Here is a 14,897-nt window from a genome sequence, read left to right as displayed (position 1 = left end):
GCCGACCCACCGGCCGCCCAGCCTGACCGGCTGTCCGACCCACGGCCGCCCGGCCTGAAGGCTGCCCGGCCTGAAGGCTGCCCGGCCTGAAGGTTGTCCGGCCTACCGGCCGCCCGCCCTACCGATTGCCGTTGTAGGGCCCGTACGGCCCGTCGCTGCTGCTGCCGCGCTTGCCCCCGCCGGACACCTGCCTGAGCGCAGGCCGGACGTCGACCATGAACACGATCGAGGCGATGAGCCCCGCGATCTGCAGGAACAGCATCCCCAGGAACAGGTCCACCAGGACCGTGATGCCGAGGATCACCAGCCAGAAGGTCTTCGTCTGCTTGTCGGCCGCGCGGTAGGCGTCCTCCCTCGCCACCAGCGCGAAGACGAAGGCGACGACGGCCAGCACCAACATGGCGAGCCCGAGCAGCCCGACGAAGGATTCGAACCCCTTGATCAACATGCCCCTCTACCGCCTCACCACATCGGACGATCCCGGACGATCCCGGCTCTGACCTCTTCCCCCTCCACGCTACAGACGGAACGGGCGGGCCACCGGAAAGGTGCCCCGCCCGTCGCGCGCCGAACGTCCCGGGGGAAACCCCGGCCGCTCAGGCCTCGGCGCCCTCGGCGGCCGCGGCCGTCTTCCTGGCGGCGGGCTTGCGCGCCGCGCCCCGCTTGGCGGCCTTCTCCTCCGCCGCGCCCTCCGCGGGCTCGGCAGCGGCTTCGGCCGGCTCGGCCGCCGGCTCGGCGACCGGCGCCGCCGACTCCGCCTCGACGGCCGCGGCGACCTCGACGATCTCCTCGGCCACCTCGCCGCGCCAGGTGCGGACGGCCTGCTCACCGTGCTCGGCCACCCGGTCGTACGTCTCCTTGGCCCGGACCGCGTACTCGGCGGCCACGCCGACCCCGCGCAGCGCCAGGTCCTGGGCGGTCTCGCCGAGCTTCTTCGCGTCGATCTTCGTCCGGTCGATCGAGCCGATCACGCCGACCACCTCGACGACCTTGGCGGCGACCGCCTCCAGGTCCTCCTTGGCCCGCTCCTGCACGGCCTTGGGGTCGGTGTTCCGCACCGCGTCGATACGGGCCGGGGCCTCGGCCCGCAGCTGTTCGATCAGCCCCGGCACCTTCCTGGCCTGCTGCACGGCCAGGTCGGCCGTACCGGCGGCGAAGTAGAGCGGGGTCGGGTCGGTCAGGGTCTTCTTGAGGTCGTCGACGATGGCCATGCTTCTGATCCTCCGGGATCGCGATTCAGTTCATGGGCGGCATCTCGTCGTGCCGCTCGCTCGCGTCGGCCGCGTTCTCCTTGCGGAACGACTCGTAGATCTGCAGCAGTACCTGCTTCTGCCGCTCGTTGATGGACGGATCTGCCAGGATCACGGCACGCGTCTCGACCTCGTCCCGGTCCCGCTCGTCGAGGATCCCGGCCTGTACGTACAGCGTCTCGGCCGAGATCCGAAGGGCCTTGGCCAGCTGCTGCAGGATCTCCGCGCTCGGCTTCCGCAGTCCGCGCTCGATCTGGCTGAGGTACGGATTCGACACCCCCGCGGCGTCGGCGAGCTGACGCAGCGAAAGCTGCGCCTGCCTGCGCTGCTCGCGCAGGTATTCGCCGAGATTGCCGACATTGAGGGATGCCATGTCCCGAATCCTCCCCCACCCCGCTAACTTTTGCAAGCGCACCGCTTGCACCATCTCCCACGCGGCCTGTCGTACGCATTTGCTAGCGTCGGGGCGGCGATCATCCGAAGATGGCCTGCTCCGGGGGAGGAACACCATGAACGCCGGTCCTGAGGCGGCGAGTTCAGGCGGTACGAATGCGAACGGTGCGGCCGCGGCGGACCTCACCGTCGACGGCGACAAGCTCAAGACGCTCGCCGGCGACCTGGACACCATGCAGGGAGAGCTGAAGAAGCAGCTCCTGCGGATGGACGAGATCGTCGACCTCATCGAGGCGCGGTGGCGGGGCCCGGCCTCGGATGCCTACCGGGCCAGGCACCGCGCGGCGGCGGAGGACGCCGTCCACATCCGGGAGACGATGAAGCTGCTGGCCAAGGCGGTCCGGCTGAGCAGGGACGGGTTCTCGGCGCAGGATCTGGAAACCCTGGAGCAGTTCCGGCGCGTGCAGTCCTACACGGACGTACAGGCCGAGACCGACGCCCTGTCCACGCCGAACACCGGGTCCGCACCGGAGACCGGCCCGCGCAGCCGCATCGCCGACCTGTAAACGGATCAACAAGGGGGACACATGCCGTCCGGAGACGACCACATATCCGTCGACTTCGCCACGCTGCAGGGCTTGGCGGGGGACCTGGAGGACATCCTCAAGACGCTCAACGAGCAGCTGGACCTGCTCTACCGGCGCGTCGAGAAGGTCGTCCTCACCTGGGACGGCGAGGCCCGCCAGACCTTCGTCGACCAGCTCGACAAGTGGGACCGGTCCGCCGAGGACCTGCAGGCCACCCAGGCGTGGCTGCACGAGATCGTGGTCACCGGCCACGCCGGCTACGCCTCGGTCCACCAGGCCGTGCTGCGCGGATGGGGGGCGGCCTGATGGCAGGCACACCCCCGCCCTCCCCCTCGGCCAACGGTGGGTTCGACGTCCAGCCGGTGCACGTCCACCACGCGGCCGACCTGGTGAAGGAAGCACAGTTCGCCCACGCCGAACGGGCGTTCGTGCTGGTCGACGTACTGAACAAGTACAGCCAGTCCGCGGGCACGGGCTGGGGTGCGGACGCGTTCGCGAGCAAGTACGCCGAGGTCGTCGAGAAGTTCCTGGATGCGTGGGGCCGCAGCGTGGTCAGCGCCGGCGGCGCCTCCGTCGGCCTGAACCACACGGCCAACAGCTACGTCCTCGCCGACTGGGAGGCCAGCGGCCGCAAGGGCCCGCAGCCGGCGCAGCAGCCGGAGCCGGTGGTCATCAACAAGCCCCCGCGCTACGGGCCGGTCAACGCCGTCAAGTGGTCGGGCACCGGCGAGGACGCCGACTCCTGGTGGATCTCCGGCGTGATCGGCGAGTTCCCCGACTTCCTGGCCGACGTCATCCGGCCCGCCATCGAGCACGGCCTCCGCCTGGGCAAGGTCCACGAGATCACCCCGGGCATCAAGGAGGACGAGACCCGGGACATGGCCAAGGCCTGGAGGAAGCTCGGCTCCGAGGCCGTGAAGGCATCGGACGACTTCAACGCCGCCATCGCGGGCCTCACGAACCCCAAGGACAAGGGCGAGTGGCAGGCCGCGATGCGGACCTTCGGCCAGAGCATCTGGGGCGCCACGGCGTGGGGCCGGCAGCTGGACGACAGCGGCAACCGGGTCGAGAAGGACGGCCGCCAGTGGCGGTTCAGCAAGGACGTCACCCCCGACCGCCGCCGCCCCCTGATCGACGTGCTGAAGGAGTCGGCGGACAAGATCGCGGACGTCCTGGACCACGTCTCCGACGTCGGCGAGAAGACCACCAAGTTCACCGAGCAGGCCGGCATCAACGCGGCGAAGGCCACGGCCGCGGAGCTCACCGACCTGAGCCTGTCGAAGCTGACCAAGCTGGCGGTCGGCGGCGTCGTGGGCCGGATCGTCCTGATCTTCCGGTCCCACATGGACAAGTCGGGCGTGGACCGGGTGGTCGAGAACTACCACAAGGAGTTCGTCGACGCCGCGAACAAGCTCAACGCCCTCGTCTGGGAGCTGGAATTCGCCGCCCAGAGCGCCCCGACCTACCAGGCGGAGATCGCCCGCGCCCAGGGCTTCGGCGCGCGCTCGCTCAACGAGTTCAAGAAGGAACACCGCTGGCAGATCGGCGGGGAGAGCCCCTTCCCGTACATGTACTCGCTGGACCTGGCGACGAACGAGGGGATGAACGGCGCGCACACCCTCGACAAGCACGTCGGCAAGACCGACGAACAGCTCCTCCAGCGGATCAAGGACGAACAGCGCGCGAACGGAAAGTTCGACATCCTGACGTCCTCGTCCTTCTCGGACATCAATTCCGCCCAGAAATACACTCAGTACAACATCCGCGAGAACACCGCGAAGATCCAGGACTGGCTCAAGAACCCGCCACCGGCGAAGAAGGACCTGGTCGTCGACGTTCCCTCGGTCCAGGGCGAGGGCCCGCTCACCTCTCCAGCCGTCACCGGACGGTCGGTGCGGGTCGACGGCACCGACATCCTGCCCGCCGAGAACACCCACGGCGTCCGCACCAAGCTGAAGTACGACCCGGGCCTCAACCCACCGTTCGTGGTCCTGACCTCACAGCCCGAATAGGGGAACACGATGGAAACCGTGACTGCGGAGACCTGGCGGGAAGCGCTCGGGCTGTACGAGTGGCTGAGCACGTTCGTCGCCGTCGCTCCCCGCGAGCACGAGGAGTGGTGGCTCGACGTCGGGGCGGTGATGCGGCTGGAGACGCGGGACCCGCGGGGCTGGGAGTCCGTCGACCCCTTCGAGGGCGAGGAGGAGCGCCGGGAGGATCCGCTGTTCCCGTGGCTGGAGACGCCCTCCACGCCTGCGGACGCGGAACGCTTCCGGGGGCGGGTGCAGGAAGTGCCCCGGCACGCGGTGCGGTCGCTGATCGTGCGGCTCGGCTCGGCACCGGTCTCGGACCTGAGCCGGTGGCCGGGCTGGGAGGAGGGCCTGCCGGAGAGCGAACGCCGGGCCGACGTGATCCTGTCGCGCTTCCCGGACGGCACCCGCTTCCACACCAACCTCGACCCGAAGGGCGACCTTCCGGACTTCTACCGGTGGTCCGCCGTGGCCTACGACGCGTTCAGCCGGTACGACTGGGACGCCGGGCTGATCGCCGTGAACGACGAGGAAGTCGCCGTCCTCTGGAACTTCCAGAACACCTGACCCGACCCGCACGACCTGCACGACCCGACCAGCACGACCCGCCGACGTGCACGACCCGCCGACCGAGGAACGCCACGTGCTCACCAGATCCGCCACCTACCCCGACCGGGAAACCGCCCAGTGGGCCGCCCAGCAGGTCGTCACCCGCAACGAGCAGGCCGTCCACCGCTGGCTCGCCCAGGGCACCCGTCCCCGGCTCACCATCGAGGCCTCCTGGCCCTCCCGCGAGGAGCCCGTCGGGCGGGTGCTGATCCAGGCCATGGCGCTCGCCGGGCGCGGGGCCGTGGACGTACGGGCGGCCCGGGTGGTGCTGCGGCGCGAGCCGTCCAGCCCGCTCGGGTTCGTCGTGCACAGCACCTTCCCGATCTACGTCTAGAGGGACCGGCACATGTCCATGAAGCCAATGGAGTTCGACCGGCGCTACGGCGAACTGGACCAGGTCATCAGCGCGTACGTCGGCCAGCCCGCGGACGACACTCCCGAGGCCCCCGGCACCGCCCTGACCGCCTACCTCCGCCACACCTGGCACACCCGTCCCTGGGCGCTGGCCGTCGCCGAGCAGCAGCTCCGCACGTACGCGCAGAACCCGCCCGGCCGGCTGCGACAGCGCCTCGGCGAGTACTACCCGGTGCCGGACATCGGCCTGCCCGAGGACGGGATCCGGGACTGGCTCCTCCTGCTCGCCGACCACATCCGGCGGAGCATCGAGGAGGGGCGGGTCCCGCCGCCCGCCGCCGTGCCGGCGACGCACTGGGAGTGGCACGCCCGCTTCCCCGAGCTCGGCCAGCTCCTCGGGGGCTGGTTCTCCCAGGACATGCCCGACGAGTTCGAGGACCACGAGGCCGCCGTCGGCGACTACGCGGAGACGGTCCACCCGGCACTCGTCGCCCGGGTCGTCGGCGAGCTGGGCGAGCTGCTGGCCCTGGGCCTGGAGGAGGTCGACCACGCGCTCGGCGTGGCCGAGCTGGGCATGGAGGTCGATCCGCCGGCTCCCTACACGGCGGGCGCCTGGCTCACCGAGGTCGCCCGGCAGCTGGCCGGCCCCCGCGCCGAGTACGCGTAGGGGACGGCCCGGCACGGGTCCCGCTCAGCGCGGGGCGGTGCCGACCACCACCGTCGCCGACCACTCCTCCGAGGACGCCGCCCGCACCGCCAGGCCCGCCCCGGTCATCGCCGACGCGGTGTCCGGGGACTGGCGGGCGCTGGTCTCGATCAGCAGGTGGCCGCCGGGGGCCAGCCACCCCGCCGCCTCCGCGCAGACCCGGCGCTGGACCGACAGGCCGTCCGGGCCGCCGTCCAGCGCGGTCACCGGCTCGTGCTCACGGGCCTCCACCGGGAGCAGCGGGATGGAACCCGTCGGCACGTACGGGGCGTTGACCACCAGCAGCCCGATCCGCCCGCGCAGTTCCGCCGGGAGGGCCGCGTACAGGTCGCCCTGGTGGACGTGGCCGCCGTACGGGGCGACATTGCGGCGCGCGTAGCCGAGCGCGACCGGGTCGATGTCCGCCGCGTGCAGCTCCACGCCCGGTACGGCGTCCGCCACCGCCGCGCCCAGCGCGCCGACCCCGCAGCACAGGTCGACCACCACCATGCCCGGCCGGGCCAGTACGGCGGCCTCCTCGACCAGGAACTCGGTGCGCCGGCGCGGCACGAACGCGCCCTCGCCCACGGCCATCCGCAGTCCGCGGAACTCCGCCCAGCCCACCACGTGTTCGAGCGGTTCGCCGCCGGCCCGGCGGGCCACCAGCACCCGCAGGTCGCCGCCATCGGCGGCCGCCGCCCGCAGGAGTCCTGCCTCCTCCTCCGCGAACACGCAGCCCGCCGCCCGCAGGGCGTCCACCACCCAGACGTCGTCCATGCCGTCGCTCCCCGTTCCGCCCGTACCCATCGCGCCCGTACCCATCGCGCCCGTACCCATCGCGCCCGTCCCCATTCCGCCCGTCCTCCGCACTCTCTCCGTCCCCCGTCCCCCGTTCAGAAGATGTCCGGGCACCACGGGCGGCGGGCCGTACGGAACACCGGGTCGGCCAGGGCCGCGGCGCCCGCCCGGTGCTCCCGCACCCCGCCCAGCGCCACCAGCCGCGTCACCGACGCGTCGCCCAGGCAGAGGCTGCCCAGCTCGGACACGCCCAGGGTCAGGTCGGGCGCGTCGTCCGTGCGGACGCAGTGGCGCGCGCCCGCGTCCAGCCGGTAGCGTCCGCCGGCCGGGCCGTCCGGGTCCTCGACCTCCAGCACGAGCTCGCCGGGCACGTCGTACGTCCGCGCCCGGAGGACCCGTACGACGTCCAGCACGCGCACCCACAGCTGGTCGGCGGCGGTCACCGTACGGGCGGCCCGCGGGTCGGGCAGCAGCTCCGGGAGGAGGTCGTCGGGGGCCCGGTAGCCGGTGCGGACCTTCATCACCCAGTCGATCGAGCACAGGTAGTGCCACAGCGCCCGCTCGGCGGCCGGGGTGACCGCGAGGAGTTCGTTCACCTGCACCGTGTTCAGCGGGACCTTGGCGTCCGTCCAGTGGTCGTCCGACCGGTACGCGACGATGCCCTGGACCTCGCCGTCGGCCGACCGGTACACGGCGAAGTACTGCTCCCTGTACGGCCGGAAGTCCATGCGCTCCAGGCCGAGGGCCAGGTTCCAGAAGCGTTCGTTGCGGCTGACCATGCCGGCGCCGCCGGCGGAGCGCCGGAGCCGCTCGTGCAGCTCCGGTGCGAACCGCCCGGCCTCGGCCGTGTCCACCAGCTCGATCCGGCCGCCGTCGCCGGGCCCCGACCAGCGCGGGTCCAGCCCGGTGCGCGGGACGTCGATCTCCCACTCCACCAGGCCGGCGGCGGGACCGAACCCGTAGCGGCCGTAGATCGGGTACTCGGCGGCGATCAGGGTCGCGAAGGCGTCCCCGCGCTCCTCGGCCTCCGCCAGCCCGGCCGCCATCATCCGGGTCAGCAGGCCCTGGCGGCGGTGCGTGGGCAGCACGGTCACATTGGTGACGGCGGACGACGGGAGGACCGCGCCGCCCGGCACCGTCAGCTCCTGCGCGAAGGTCCGGAAGGTGCCGACGCAGCGGCCGCTGTCCGCGTCGTAGGCGCCGGTGGTGCGGGAGAGGTCGGTGTACTTGAGGCGCTGGGCGAGGTCCCCGTCCGTCACGACGGGCGAGTTGAGGAAGGCGGTCTGGACGGTGCGCAGCCAGGCGGCGAATTCGGCTTCGGCGACAGGACGGATCTCAGCGGTCATTCGGCCCACGCTAGACGCCGACCGGCCGGCCGGTCGCGCCAATTATGCGGAGCCGGTGCGCGCCGTCCGGCGGGGGCTTTCGGGCACCCGCCGGCCGGGCCCGCCGGCCCGCGGCCTCACACCGTCAGGCGGTCACGCCATCACGCCGTCACGCCATCACGCCGTCACGCCGTCACGTCAGCAGGTCGTCGACCTGGGCCTCGCCCTCCCGGTAGCGCCGGGTGATCTCCGCGCTGCAGTCGTCCGCCGTGCGCTGCAGCTGCTGCCGGCGCCGCGAGACCTGCTGCTCGTACCCGACGAGCCGGCCCATCGCGTCGTGCAGTTCACCGTCGGTCCGCGCCGCCAGGTCGGACAGCTCCACGTCGGCCAGCATCTCCGCCGCCAGCAGCCTGAACTCCTCGCTGTGCGGTGTGCCCAGGGTGACGTGGCGGGCGGAGGCACTGCGGCTGGAGGGCGCGTCGGCGAGGATCTCGGAGAGCCGGTCGACGACCACCACCGGGGCCTCCGGGTCGGTGCGCCGGGCCAGTTCGGCCCGGAGGATGTCGATGCGGCCCTGCAGGAGTCTGCGGATGTAGCTGAGGTCGGCCTCGTCGCGCTGGGAGTCCCGGCGCAGCGCCCGCAGCTCGGGCAGGCCGAGCCCGTGCACACCGGGCGCCCGCTGGGGCACCTGGCCGGGCGCCTGGGCGTCCGTGTTGCGCTGCGCGGGCGGCCGTACCGCCGACACGGAGCCTGCGCCTGCAGAGGTACCAGAAGTATTCATACGAACGTGTCCGTCCCCTCGACCGGTGCATGGGGCACCGCCTCCCGTGCATCGTCCCACTGAGGGCGGTGCCGGACGGGCGCACTCCACCCGATCGGCCCCGGACGGGTGCACGCCTGATACACAGGTGGTATGCGAGCAGTGGTGCAGAGGGTGGACGGCGCGAGCGTCGTGGTCGCCGGTGAGACCGTGGGCGAGATCGTCGGCGAGGGCTTGTGCGTGCTGGTCGGGGTGACCCACGAGGACACCCCGGAGCAGGCCGCGCAGCTGGCGCGCAAATTGTGGTCGCTGCGGATCCTGGAGGGCGAGAAGTCCTGCAGTGACACCGGGGCGCCGCTGCTGGTGATCTCCCAGTTCACGCTCTACGGGGACGCCCGCAAGGGCCGGCGGCCCACCTGGAACGCGGCCGCCCCCGGCGGGGTGGCGGAGCCGCTGGTCGACGAGGTGGTCGCGCGGCTGCGGGAGCTGGGCGCGACGGTGGAGACGGGCCGGTTCGGCGCGGACATGCGGGTCTCGCTGACGAACCACGGCCCGTTCACCGTGCTCCTGGACATGTGACGGCGGGGCCTGCGACGCCCCGCGGGACGCCGGGCGCCACGACGACCCGCGGGACGCCGGCGACCACGGCGGCCCGCGGGACTCGGTGCGCTACGGCGCGACCACGACCTCCTGCGCGGCCGCCGTGGTCCCGGCGATCAGCGCCGCGTCCACCGGTACGTTCCGCTTGACCAGCGCGAGCGCGATCGGCCCGAGCTCGTGGTGCCGCACCGCGGTGGTGACGAAGCCCAGCTGACGCCCTTCGGGGCCGTCCGCGGCCAGCCGTACGGGCGCCCCGTGCGGCGGCAGCAGCACCTCCGAGCCGTCCAGGTGCAGGAAGACCAGCCGGCGCGGCGGCTTCCCCAGGTTGTGGACGCGGGCGACCGTCTCCTGACCCCGGTAGCAGCCCTTCTGCAGGTGCACGGCGGTACCGATCCAGCCGAGCTCGTGCGGGATGGTCCGGTGGTCGGTCTCCAGGCCGAGCCGCGGCCGGTGCGCCTCCACGCGCAGCGCCTCGTAGGCGAGCAGTCCGGCGGCGGGTCCGTGCGCGGCGGCGAACTCGCGCAGCCGCTCGCGCGGCAGGAAGACGTCCCGGCCGCCCGGGGTCTCCCGTACGACGAGCTCCTTGTCGAGCTCGTCGATGGACCCGGCGGGCAGGTGCACGACGGCGAAGTCGGCGGTGCGGTCGGCGACGTCCACGCGGTAGAAGAACTTCATCGACTCCAGGTAGCCGATCAGCGCCTCCTGGGTGCCGGGCTCCACGTGCGCCCAGACCGTCTCTCCGTCGTCGACGAGGTACAGAGCGTGCTCGATGTGCCCGTTCGCGGAGAGGATCAGTGCCTCGGTGGCCTGTCCGGGGGGCAGTTCGGTGAGGTGCTGGGTGAGCAGCAGGTGCAGCCAGCTCAGCCGTTCCGGTCCGGTGACGGTGACGACACCGCGGTGCGAGAGGTCGACGAAGCCGCGGCCGTCGGCGAGGGCGCGCTGCTCGCCGTACAGCTCGCCGTAGTGGGCGGCGACTCCTTCGTCACGGCCTTCGGCCGCCACGGCGCCGGGCAGATCAAGCAAAGGGCTGGTCATGTGCCAAGCCTACGACTGGTCCTCGCCGTGCTTGGCGGCGTCCTTCCGGCAACGGCCGAAGATCGCGAAGTGCTTCATGTCGGTCTCGAAGCCGAAGGTGGTGCGGAGCTTGGCGATGAACTCGTCGGCGACGTGCTGGTCGGCCTCGATGATGTCGCCGCAGTCGCGGCACACCAGGTGGATGTGGTGGTGCCGGTCGGCGAGGTGGTACGTGGGCGCGCCGTGGCCCAGATGGGCGTGCGAGACCAGCTTGAGCTCCTCCAGGAGCTCCAGGGTCCGGTAGACGGTGGAGATGTTCACGCCGGACGCCGTCTTGCGCACCTCGACGAGGATCTCGTCGGGGGTGGCGTGCTCCAGCGTGTCGACGGCCTCCAGCACGAGCTGGCGCTGAGGGGTCAGCCGGTAGCCACGCTGCCGCAGGTCACTCTTCCAGTCGGTGGTCGCCACCCGGCCAGTGTAAGGGCGGGAAGGGGATCACGGAGGGCCCGCGATCCCCTTCTTCGGCCGTACGGGCCGTGCTTCCCGCTCGCGCGGATCAGCGGAAGAAGGCGATGCCGTCGTCCGGCATGTCGGGGAGGTTGCGCGCCATCTCGGCGACCTCCTCGGGGGTGACGACCTTCTTCAGCTGGGCCGACATGTAGGGGCGCAGCTCGACCTCGGGCGTGGCCTTCTCGCCGACCCACATCAGGTCGCTCTTGACGTAGCCGTAGAGGCGCTTGCCGCCGCTGTACGGGCCGGAGGCCGCGGTACGGGCGACCGCGTCGGTGATGACGTCGATCTGCGGCTTGCCCTCGGCGAGCTCGCCGTACCAGACCTCGACGACACCGGCGTCGCGGACCATGACGATCTCGACCTTGCGGTCCTTGTCGATGCGCCAGTAACCGGACTCCGACTCCAGCGGGCGCACCTTGTTGCCCTCGGCGTCGAGCACCCAGGTGTGCGAGGTGTACTCCAGGAAGTCCCGGCCGTCGTGGCCGAAGACGACCTCCTGGCCGAAGTTGCACTTCTCCTCACCGGGGAAGTCGAAGACGCCCGCGCCCTCCCAGGTACCGAGGAGGAAGGCGAGGGGGACGAGGCCCGGGTTCAGGTCGGACGGGATCTGGATCATGGGTGGCAGCTCAGCTCAGGCGATCTGTGGGAGGGGTGGTGGGTGGACCGAGGGTCAGCGCTGGCCCTGGTAGAGCTTCGACACGGCCAGCACGGTGAAGGCGAGGACGCCGACGCAGACCAGGACCAGCAGGGAGGTGAAGACTGCCTCAAGCACGGGGTGCTCCTCGATGAGGGGTTCGGTTCGGTTGGCGCGGTGGGCCGGTCCACAAGCCTACTGTCCCGGGGACCGGCGCACTCCGTGAGGTAGGCCGTACGCCGACCGACGCCGGCCGAGCAGCCGGTCCTGGAGGATCACCGTCCGGTGGAAGGGGACGGCGGCGGGCTCGGCCCCGTACGCCCGTCCGCGACCGCCGCGGCGTCACGGTTCGGCATCCCCGCGGTGGCGGGGCTTGCCGTCCAGCTCGTCCCACCACTCGTCGGACTTCGGGTCGCCCGTGGGGTCGTCCCACCAGCGGTCGTCGGGACCGCGGCGGTTCGCGAGGATCGCCGCGACCGGCGGGATGACCATCGCCACGACGCACAGGGCCACGGCCGCCTCCACCGACCAGAGCCGTACGAAGGCCCAGGCGGAGACGAAGAGGACCAGGCATCCGCCCATGAGCAGGAAGTACACGCGTCGGCGTCGGGCGTACATGCTTCCAGGGTAGAGCGGTGGGCAGGCCCCATGAAGGCGGCGCGGGGAGGGCGCGGAGGCGGCACGGAGAGGGCGCGGAGCCTGTGCGGGGGTGTGCGGAGACGGCGCGAAGGGCCGCACCCCGATCCAGTGGCGTCCAACCCCCTGGGGTGCGGCCCTCCGGCCGTTCTGCGTGCCGCCGGGCGGACGGCAGGTGCCGTGCGCCCGGCGGCGGGTGCCGTTCGTCAGACGGCGATGGCGACGTCCGTCACTCCGCCGGCCTCGGCGACGACGACGGCGCGGTCCGCCTGGCCGCCCGGGACCAGCGCCCGGAGCGTCCAGCTGCCGGTCGCGGCGTAGAAGCGGAACTGGCCGGTGGCCGAGGTCGGGACCTCGGCGGTGAACTCACCGGTCGAGTCCAGCAGTCGGACGTAGCCGGTCACCGGCTCGCCGTTCTTGGTGACCTGGCCCTGGATGGCCGTCTCGCCCGGCTTGAGCGTCGAGAGGTCGGGGCCGCCGATCTGAGCTCCACACATGTTCTCTGTCCTGTCCTGGAGAAGTCTTGCTTCGGGTCGCGCTTACCCGGGGGATTACTTGCCGGTGCCGAGCTCGATCGGCACGCCGACGAGGGAGCCGTACTCGGTCCACGAGCCGTCGTAGTTCTTGACGTTCTCCTGGCCGAGCAGCTCGTGCAGCACGAACCAGGTCAGCGCGGAGCGCTCGCCGATGCGGCAGTAGGCGATGGTGTCCTTCGCCAGGTCCACCTGCTCGGACTCGTAGAGGGCGGTGAGCTCCTCGTCGGACTTGAAGGTGCCGTCGTCGTTGGCGTTCTTCGACCACGGGATGTTGCGGGCGCTCGGCACGTGGCCGGGGCGCTGCGACTGCTCCTGCGGGAGGTGCGCCGGGGCGAGCAGCTTGCCGCTGAACTCGTCGGGCGAACGGACGTCGACCAGGTTCCGGGCGCCGATGGCCGCCACGACGTCGTCGCGGAAGGCGCGGATCGAGGTGTCCTGGGCCTTGGCCTTGTACTCGGTGGCCGCGCGCTGCGGGACGTCCTTGCCGTCGACCAGGTCGCGGGAGTCCAGCTCCCACTTCTTGCGGCCGCCGTCGAGGAGCTTGACGTCCTGGTGGCCGTAGAGCTTGAAGTACCAGTACGCGTAGGAGGCGAACCAGTTGTTGTTGCCGCCGTAGAGGACGACGGTGTCGTCGTTGCCGATGCCCTTGGCGGAGAGGAGCTTCTCGAAGCCCTCCTGGTCCACGAAGTCGCGGCGCACCGGGTCCTGGAGGTCCTGCTTCCAGTCGATCCGGACGGCGTTGCGGATGTGGTTCTTGTCGTAGGCGGACGTGTCCTCGTCCACCTCCACGATGACGACCTTCGGGTCGTCCAGGTGGGCCTCGACCCAGTCGGCGTCGACGAGGACGTCGCTGCGGCTCATGGTGTTCTCCTCCGGGGCAGTGTTCGGCGGGGCTGTGCAGTGTGCTGCGGGTACTGCGGGTGCTGCGTGTGGTGCGTGGCTCCGGGGCGCTCGGGTGCTCCTGCGCGGGGAGGCGTAGGGAAGGCGGCGGCTGCGGGCACGCGGGGAAGGGGCCGGTGTGGCCGTCGTGTCGTACGGCCGGCCGTGCGGCACCGGGAGCGACGGTGTGCGTCGCGCTCGGTCAGCGACAGAGCATGGCGGCGACGCGACACAGGTCTACTGCCCGCCGCTTCGTGAGGTCCGCCTGCATTCGCTTCATGGGCATGGATCGTAGGGACGAACCGCCCGCGCTGTCACCGGTGTGTCATATATCGAGACAGGATTGTCCGCATTGCGGGATGCGGGCCGCCGTGCGACGGGGCCGGAAGGGCCGTGGGCTGCACCGGAGGGCCGTTGCTTCTACAGATCGGACCGGGGCGTCTCAGCATTCGGCCACGGCCCTGTAGCGGCACGAAAAAACGGGGCTCCGCCGAAGCGGGGCCCCGTCCCGGGTGTGACCCACCCGCCCGGAGGGATCAGCGCGAGGTGAGGGAGACCGCCGCGCCGGTCAGGGTGAGGGCGAGGCCGTCCTTGTCCGAGGTCAGGGACGAGAGCGTCAGCCCGGCCGGGAGGCCCTCCAGATCGCGGTCGAAGTCCGTCTTCTCCCGCACCAGCTCCTCGACGCCCGGGATCCCCTCCCCCGGCACCGCATCGGCCCGCACCCGCACCGTGTCGCCGTCGACCAGGGTGATGGTCGAGATCACGCTGCGCGTGATCGTCCGGCCCAGCAGGCTCACCCCGGCGGTCACCTTCAGCTTGCCCGGCGACCCTCCGTACGCGACCGTGGCCCCGCTCTGCGAGGCCCGGTCCAGGTCCCCGTACGTCACGCGGGCCGTGCCGTCGGCGCGGCTCGCGGTGCCGCCGGAGTAGTCGTCGGACAGCTTCACGTCGTGGAAACGGGTCTCCAGCTGCGAGATGCTCATCCGGTGGCCGTCGGAGGTGGTGGTCCGCACGCCCTTGAGCCGGACGTCCACCCGCTCCAGCCGGTGGTCCAGGGCCTGCGTCAGGAACGGGAAGCCGGAGATCTCCACCTCCGTGCCGTCGGCCCCGCCGTGGCCGGAGGAATCGATCCGGTCGGCGATCCGGTCCTCCGCGTACCCGACGGCCAGCCGGTCGGCGGCCACGAACAGGCCGCCGAGCACCACCCCGGCGATCACCAGGGCCCTTACGACGCGCAGCCCCCGCCGCGGCCGGCCCGGCCGGCCCGAGGGCCCCGCGTCGCTGCCGGTCCCGG

The 14,897-nt window shown here is 71.8% G+C and carries 21 protein-coding genes; 7 read left to right on the top strand and 14 right to left on the bottom strand.

The window, feature by feature from the left end:
* Window positions 1-118: 118 nt before the first annotated feature.
* The 3 genes from AB0O36_RS22755 to AB0O36_RS22745 form a co-directional block, all read right to left on the bottom strand.
* Window positions 119-448, bottom strand: a complete 330-nt coding sequence (locus tag AB0O36_RS22755; protein ID WP_365113390.1) for a DUF2516 family protein — start codon at window positions 446-448, stop codon at window positions 119-121.
* A gap of 148 nt (window positions 449-596) precedes the next feature.
* Window positions 597-1,211 carry a hypothetical protein gene (locus AB0O36_RS22750; RefSeq protein WP_365113389.1) on the bottom strand — a complete coding sequence of 205 codons (615 nt, stop codon included), beginning with the start codon at window positions 1,209-1,211 and terminating at the stop codon, window positions 597-599.
* 25 nt (window positions 1,212-1,236) lie between these two features.
* Complete coding sequence (locus AB0O36_RS22745; RefSeq protein WP_365113387.1) at window positions 1,237-1,623, bottom strand: helix-turn-helix transcriptional regulator; 387 nt, start codon at window positions 1,621-1,623, stop codon at window positions 1,237-1,239.
* Between the two features lie 136 nt (window positions 1,624-1,759).
* On the opposite strand from AB0O36_RS22745, the gene AB0O36_RS22740 reads away from it, so the two are divergent.
* From AB0O36_RS22740 to AB0O36_RS22715, 6 genes are all read left to right on the top strand, one after another.
* Window positions 1,760-2,209 carry a WXG100 family type VII secretion target gene (locus AB0O36_RS22740; protein ID WP_365113385.1) on the top strand — a complete coding sequence of 150 codons (450 nt, stop codon included), beginning with the start codon at window positions 1,760-1,762 and terminating at the stop codon, window positions 2,207-2,209.
* Between the two features lie 21 nt (window positions 2,210-2,230).
* On the top strand, window positions 2,231-2,536 hold the full coding sequence (locus AB0O36_RS22735; RefSeq protein ID WP_365113383.1) for a WXG100 family type VII secretion target: 306 nt from the start codon (window positions 2,231-2,233) through the stop codon (window positions 2,534-2,536).
* Window positions 2,536-4,242 (top strand): RNase A-like domain-containing protein, encoded by a 1,707-nt coding sequence (locus AB0O36_RS22730; protein ID WP_365113381.1) that lies wholly within the window; start codon window positions 2,536-2,538, stop codon window positions 4,240-4,242. Before AB0O36_RS22735 ends, AB0O36_RS22730 begins: the two co-directional genes overlap by 1 nt.
* A gap of 18 nt (window positions 4,243-4,260) precedes the next feature.
* Complete coding sequence (locus AB0O36_RS22725) at window positions 4,261-4,827, top strand: hypothetical protein (RefSeq protein ID WP_365113379.1); 567 nt, start codon at window positions 4,261-4,263, stop codon at window positions 4,825-4,827.
* Window positions 4,828-4,903: 76 nt separating this feature from the next.
* Window positions 4,904-5,203 (top strand): RNase A-like domain-containing protein, encoded by a 300-nt coding sequence (locus AB0O36_RS22720; RefSeq protein WP_365113377.1) that lies wholly within the window; start codon window positions 4,904-4,906, stop codon window positions 5,201-5,203.
* A 12-nt stretch (window positions 5,204-5,215) separates the two neighbouring features.
* Window positions 5,216-5,890, top strand: a complete 675-nt coding sequence (locus AB0O36_RS22715) for a contact-dependent growth inhibition system immunity protein (protein ID WP_365113375.1) — start codon at window positions 5,216-5,218, stop codon at window positions 5,888-5,890.
* 24 nt (window positions 5,891-5,914) lie between these two features.
* Here the strand turns inward: AB0O36_RS22715 and AB0O36_RS22710 are convergent, their stop codons facing one another.
* From AB0O36_RS22710 to AB0O36_RS22700, 3 genes are all read right to left on the bottom strand, one after another.
* Window positions 5,915-6,685: a putative protein N(5)-glutamine methyltransferase gene (locus AB0O36_RS22710; RefSeq protein WP_365113602.1), complete on the bottom strand. Its 771-nt coding sequence runs from the start codon at window positions 6,683-6,685 to the stop codon at window positions 5,915-5,917.
* A 116-nt stretch (window positions 6,686-6,801) separates the two neighbouring features.
* Complete coding sequence (locus tag AB0O36_RS22705) at window positions 6,802-8,052, bottom strand: GNAT family N-acetyltransferase (protein ID WP_365113373.1); 1,251 nt, start codon at window positions 8,050-8,052, stop codon at window positions 6,802-6,804.
* A gap of 172 nt (window positions 8,053-8,224) precedes the next feature.
* Window positions 8,225-8,812, bottom strand: coding sequence for an AmfC protein (locus AB0O36_RS22700; RefSeq protein ID WP_365113371.1), 588 nt, complete (start codon window positions 8,810-8,812; stop codon window positions 8,225-8,227).
* Window positions 8,813-8,944: 132 nt separating this feature from the next.
* Between AB0O36_RS22700 and dtd the strand changes: the two genes are divergently transcribed.
* Window positions 8,945-9,370 carry a D-aminoacyl-tRNA deacylase gene (gene dtd, locus AB0O36_RS22695; protein WP_365113369.1) on the top strand — a complete coding sequence of 142 codons (426 nt, stop codon included), beginning with the start codon at window positions 8,945-8,947 and terminating at the stop codon, window positions 9,368-9,370.
* Between the two features lie 90 nt (window positions 9,371-9,460).
* On the opposite strand, the gene AB0O36_RS22690 is transcribed toward dtd, so the two are convergent.
* The 8 genes from AB0O36_RS22690 to AB0O36_RS22655 all read right to left on the bottom strand — a co-directional run bounded on the left by AB0O36_RS22690 (window position 9,461) and on the right by AB0O36_RS22655 (window position 14,841).
* A complete protein-coding gene (locus AB0O36_RS22690; protein ID WP_365113367.1) occupies window positions 9,461-10,426 on the bottom strand; it encodes a folate-binding protein in 966 nt (321 codons plus the stop codon).
* A 9-nt stretch (window positions 10,427-10,435) separates the two neighbouring features.
* Window positions 10,436-10,873, bottom strand: coding sequence for a Fur family transcriptional regulator (locus AB0O36_RS22685; protein WP_365113365.1), 438 nt, complete (start codon window positions 10,871-10,873; stop codon window positions 10,436-10,438).
* 88 nt (window positions 10,874-10,961) lie between these two features.
* A complete protein-coding gene (locus AB0O36_RS22680; RefSeq protein ID WP_365113363.1) occupies window positions 10,962-11,534 on the bottom strand; it encodes an FABP family protein in 573 nt (190 codons plus the stop codon).
* A gap of 360 nt (window positions 11,535-11,894) precedes the next feature.
* A complete protein-coding gene (locus AB0O36_RS22675; RefSeq protein WP_365113361.1) occupies window positions 11,895-12,170 on the bottom strand; it encodes a DUF3099 domain-containing protein in 276 nt (91 codons plus the stop codon).
* A gap of 224 nt (window positions 12,171-12,394) precedes the next feature.
* On the bottom strand, window positions 12,395-12,685 hold the full coding sequence (locus AB0O36_RS22670) for a DUF1416 domain-containing protein (RefSeq protein WP_365113359.1): 291 nt from the start codon (window positions 12,683-12,685) through the stop codon (window positions 12,395-12,397).
* Window positions 12,686-12,739: 54 nt separating this feature from the next.
* Window positions 12,740-13,585 carry a sulfurtransferase gene (locus tag AB0O36_RS22665; protein ID WP_365113357.1) on the bottom strand — a complete coding sequence of 282 codons (846 nt, stop codon included), beginning with the start codon at window positions 13,583-13,585 and terminating at the stop codon, window positions 12,740-12,742.
* 220 nt (window positions 13,586-13,805) lie between these two features.
* Window positions 13,806-13,874, bottom strand: coding sequence for a putative leader peptide (locus tag AB0O36_RS22660; RefSeq protein ID WP_351319324.1), 69 nt, complete (start codon window positions 13,872-13,874; stop codon window positions 13,806-13,808).
* 265 nt (window positions 13,875-14,139) lie between these two features.
* On the bottom strand, window positions 14,140-14,841 hold the full coding sequence (locus AB0O36_RS22655) for a DUF2993 domain-containing protein (protein WP_365113600.1): 702 nt from the start codon (window positions 14,839-14,841) through the stop codon (window positions 14,140-14,142).
* Window positions 14,842-14,897: the final 56 nt, after the last annotated feature.

This window comes from Streptomyces sp. NPDC089799 (genome assembly GCF_040684755.1).
In the GTDB taxonomy this organism is placed as follows: domain Bacteria; phylum Actinomycetota; class Actinomycetes; order Streptomycetales; family Streptomycetaceae; genus Streptomyces.
The sequence above is the reverse complement of the archived record's forward strand: the minus strand, read 5'-3'. Positions and strand labels throughout refer to the sequence as shown.

Excerpts from the sequence above, each read along its gene's own strand:
- AB0O36_RS22755 (WP_365113390.1), bottom strand. The coding sequence starts at position 448 with ATGTTGATCAAGGGGTTCGAATCCTTCGTCGGGCTGCTCGGGCTCGCC.
- AB0O36_RS22750 (WP_365113389.1), bottom strand. The coding sequence starts at position 1,211 with ATGGCCATCGTCGACGACCTCAAGAAGACCCTGACCGACCCGACCCCG.
- AB0O36_RS22745 (WP_365113387.1), bottom strand. The coding sequence starts at position 1,623 with ATGGCATCCCTCAATGTCGGCAATCTCGGCGAATACCTGCGCGAGCAG.
- AB0O36_RS22740 (WP_365113385.1), top strand. The coding sequence starts at position 1,760 with ATGAACGCCGGTCCTGAGGCGGCGAGTTCAGGCGGTACGAATGCGAAC.
- AB0O36_RS22735 (WP_365113383.1), top strand. The coding sequence starts at position 2,231 with ATGCCGTCCGGAGACGACCACATATCCGTCGACTTCGCCACGCTGCAG.
- AB0O36_RS22730 (WP_365113381.1), top strand. The coding sequence starts at position 2,536 with ATGGCAGGCACACCCCCGCCCTCCCCCTCGGCCAACGGTGGGTTCGAC.
- AB0O36_RS22715 (WP_365113375.1), top strand. The coding sequence starts at position 5,216 with ATGTCCATGAAGCCAATGGAGTTCGACCGGCGCTACGGCGAACTGGAC.
- AB0O36_RS22710 (WP_365113602.1), bottom strand. The coding sequence starts at position 6,685 with ATGGACGACGTCTGGGTGGTGGACGCCCTGCGGGCGGCGGGCTGCGTG.
- AB0O36_RS22705 (WP_365113373.1), bottom strand. The coding sequence starts at position 8,052 with ATGACCGCTGAGATCCGTCCTGTCGCCGAAGCCGAATTCGCCGCCTGG.
- AB0O36_RS22700 (WP_365113371.1), bottom strand. The coding sequence starts at position 8,812 with ATGAATACTTCTGGTACCTCTGCAGGCGCAGGCTCCGTGTCGGCGGTA.
- dtd (WP_365113369.1), top strand. The coding sequence starts at position 8,945 with ATGCGAGCAGTGGTGCAGAGGGTGGACGGCGCGAGCGTCGTGGTCGCC.
- AB0O36_RS22690 (WP_365113367.1), bottom strand. The coding sequence starts at position 10,426 with ATGACCAGCCCTTTGCTTGATCTGCCCGGCGCCGTGGCGGCCGAAGGC.
- AB0O36_RS22680 (WP_365113363.1), bottom strand. The coding sequence starts at position 11,534 with ATGATCCAGATCCCGTCCGACCTGAACCCGGGCCTCGTCCCCCTCGCC.
- AB0O36_RS22675 (WP_365113361.1), bottom strand. The coding sequence starts at position 12,170 with ATGTACGCCCGACGCCGACGCGTGTACTTCCTGCTCATGGGCGGATGC.
- AB0O36_RS22670 (WP_365113359.1), bottom strand. The coding sequence starts at position 12,685 with ATGTGTGGAGCTCAGATCGGCGGCCCCGACCTCTCGACGCTCAAGCCG.
- AB0O36_RS22665 (WP_365113357.1), bottom strand. The coding sequence starts at position 13,585 with ATGAGCCGCAGCGACGTCCTCGTCGACGCCGACTGGGTCGAGGCCCAC.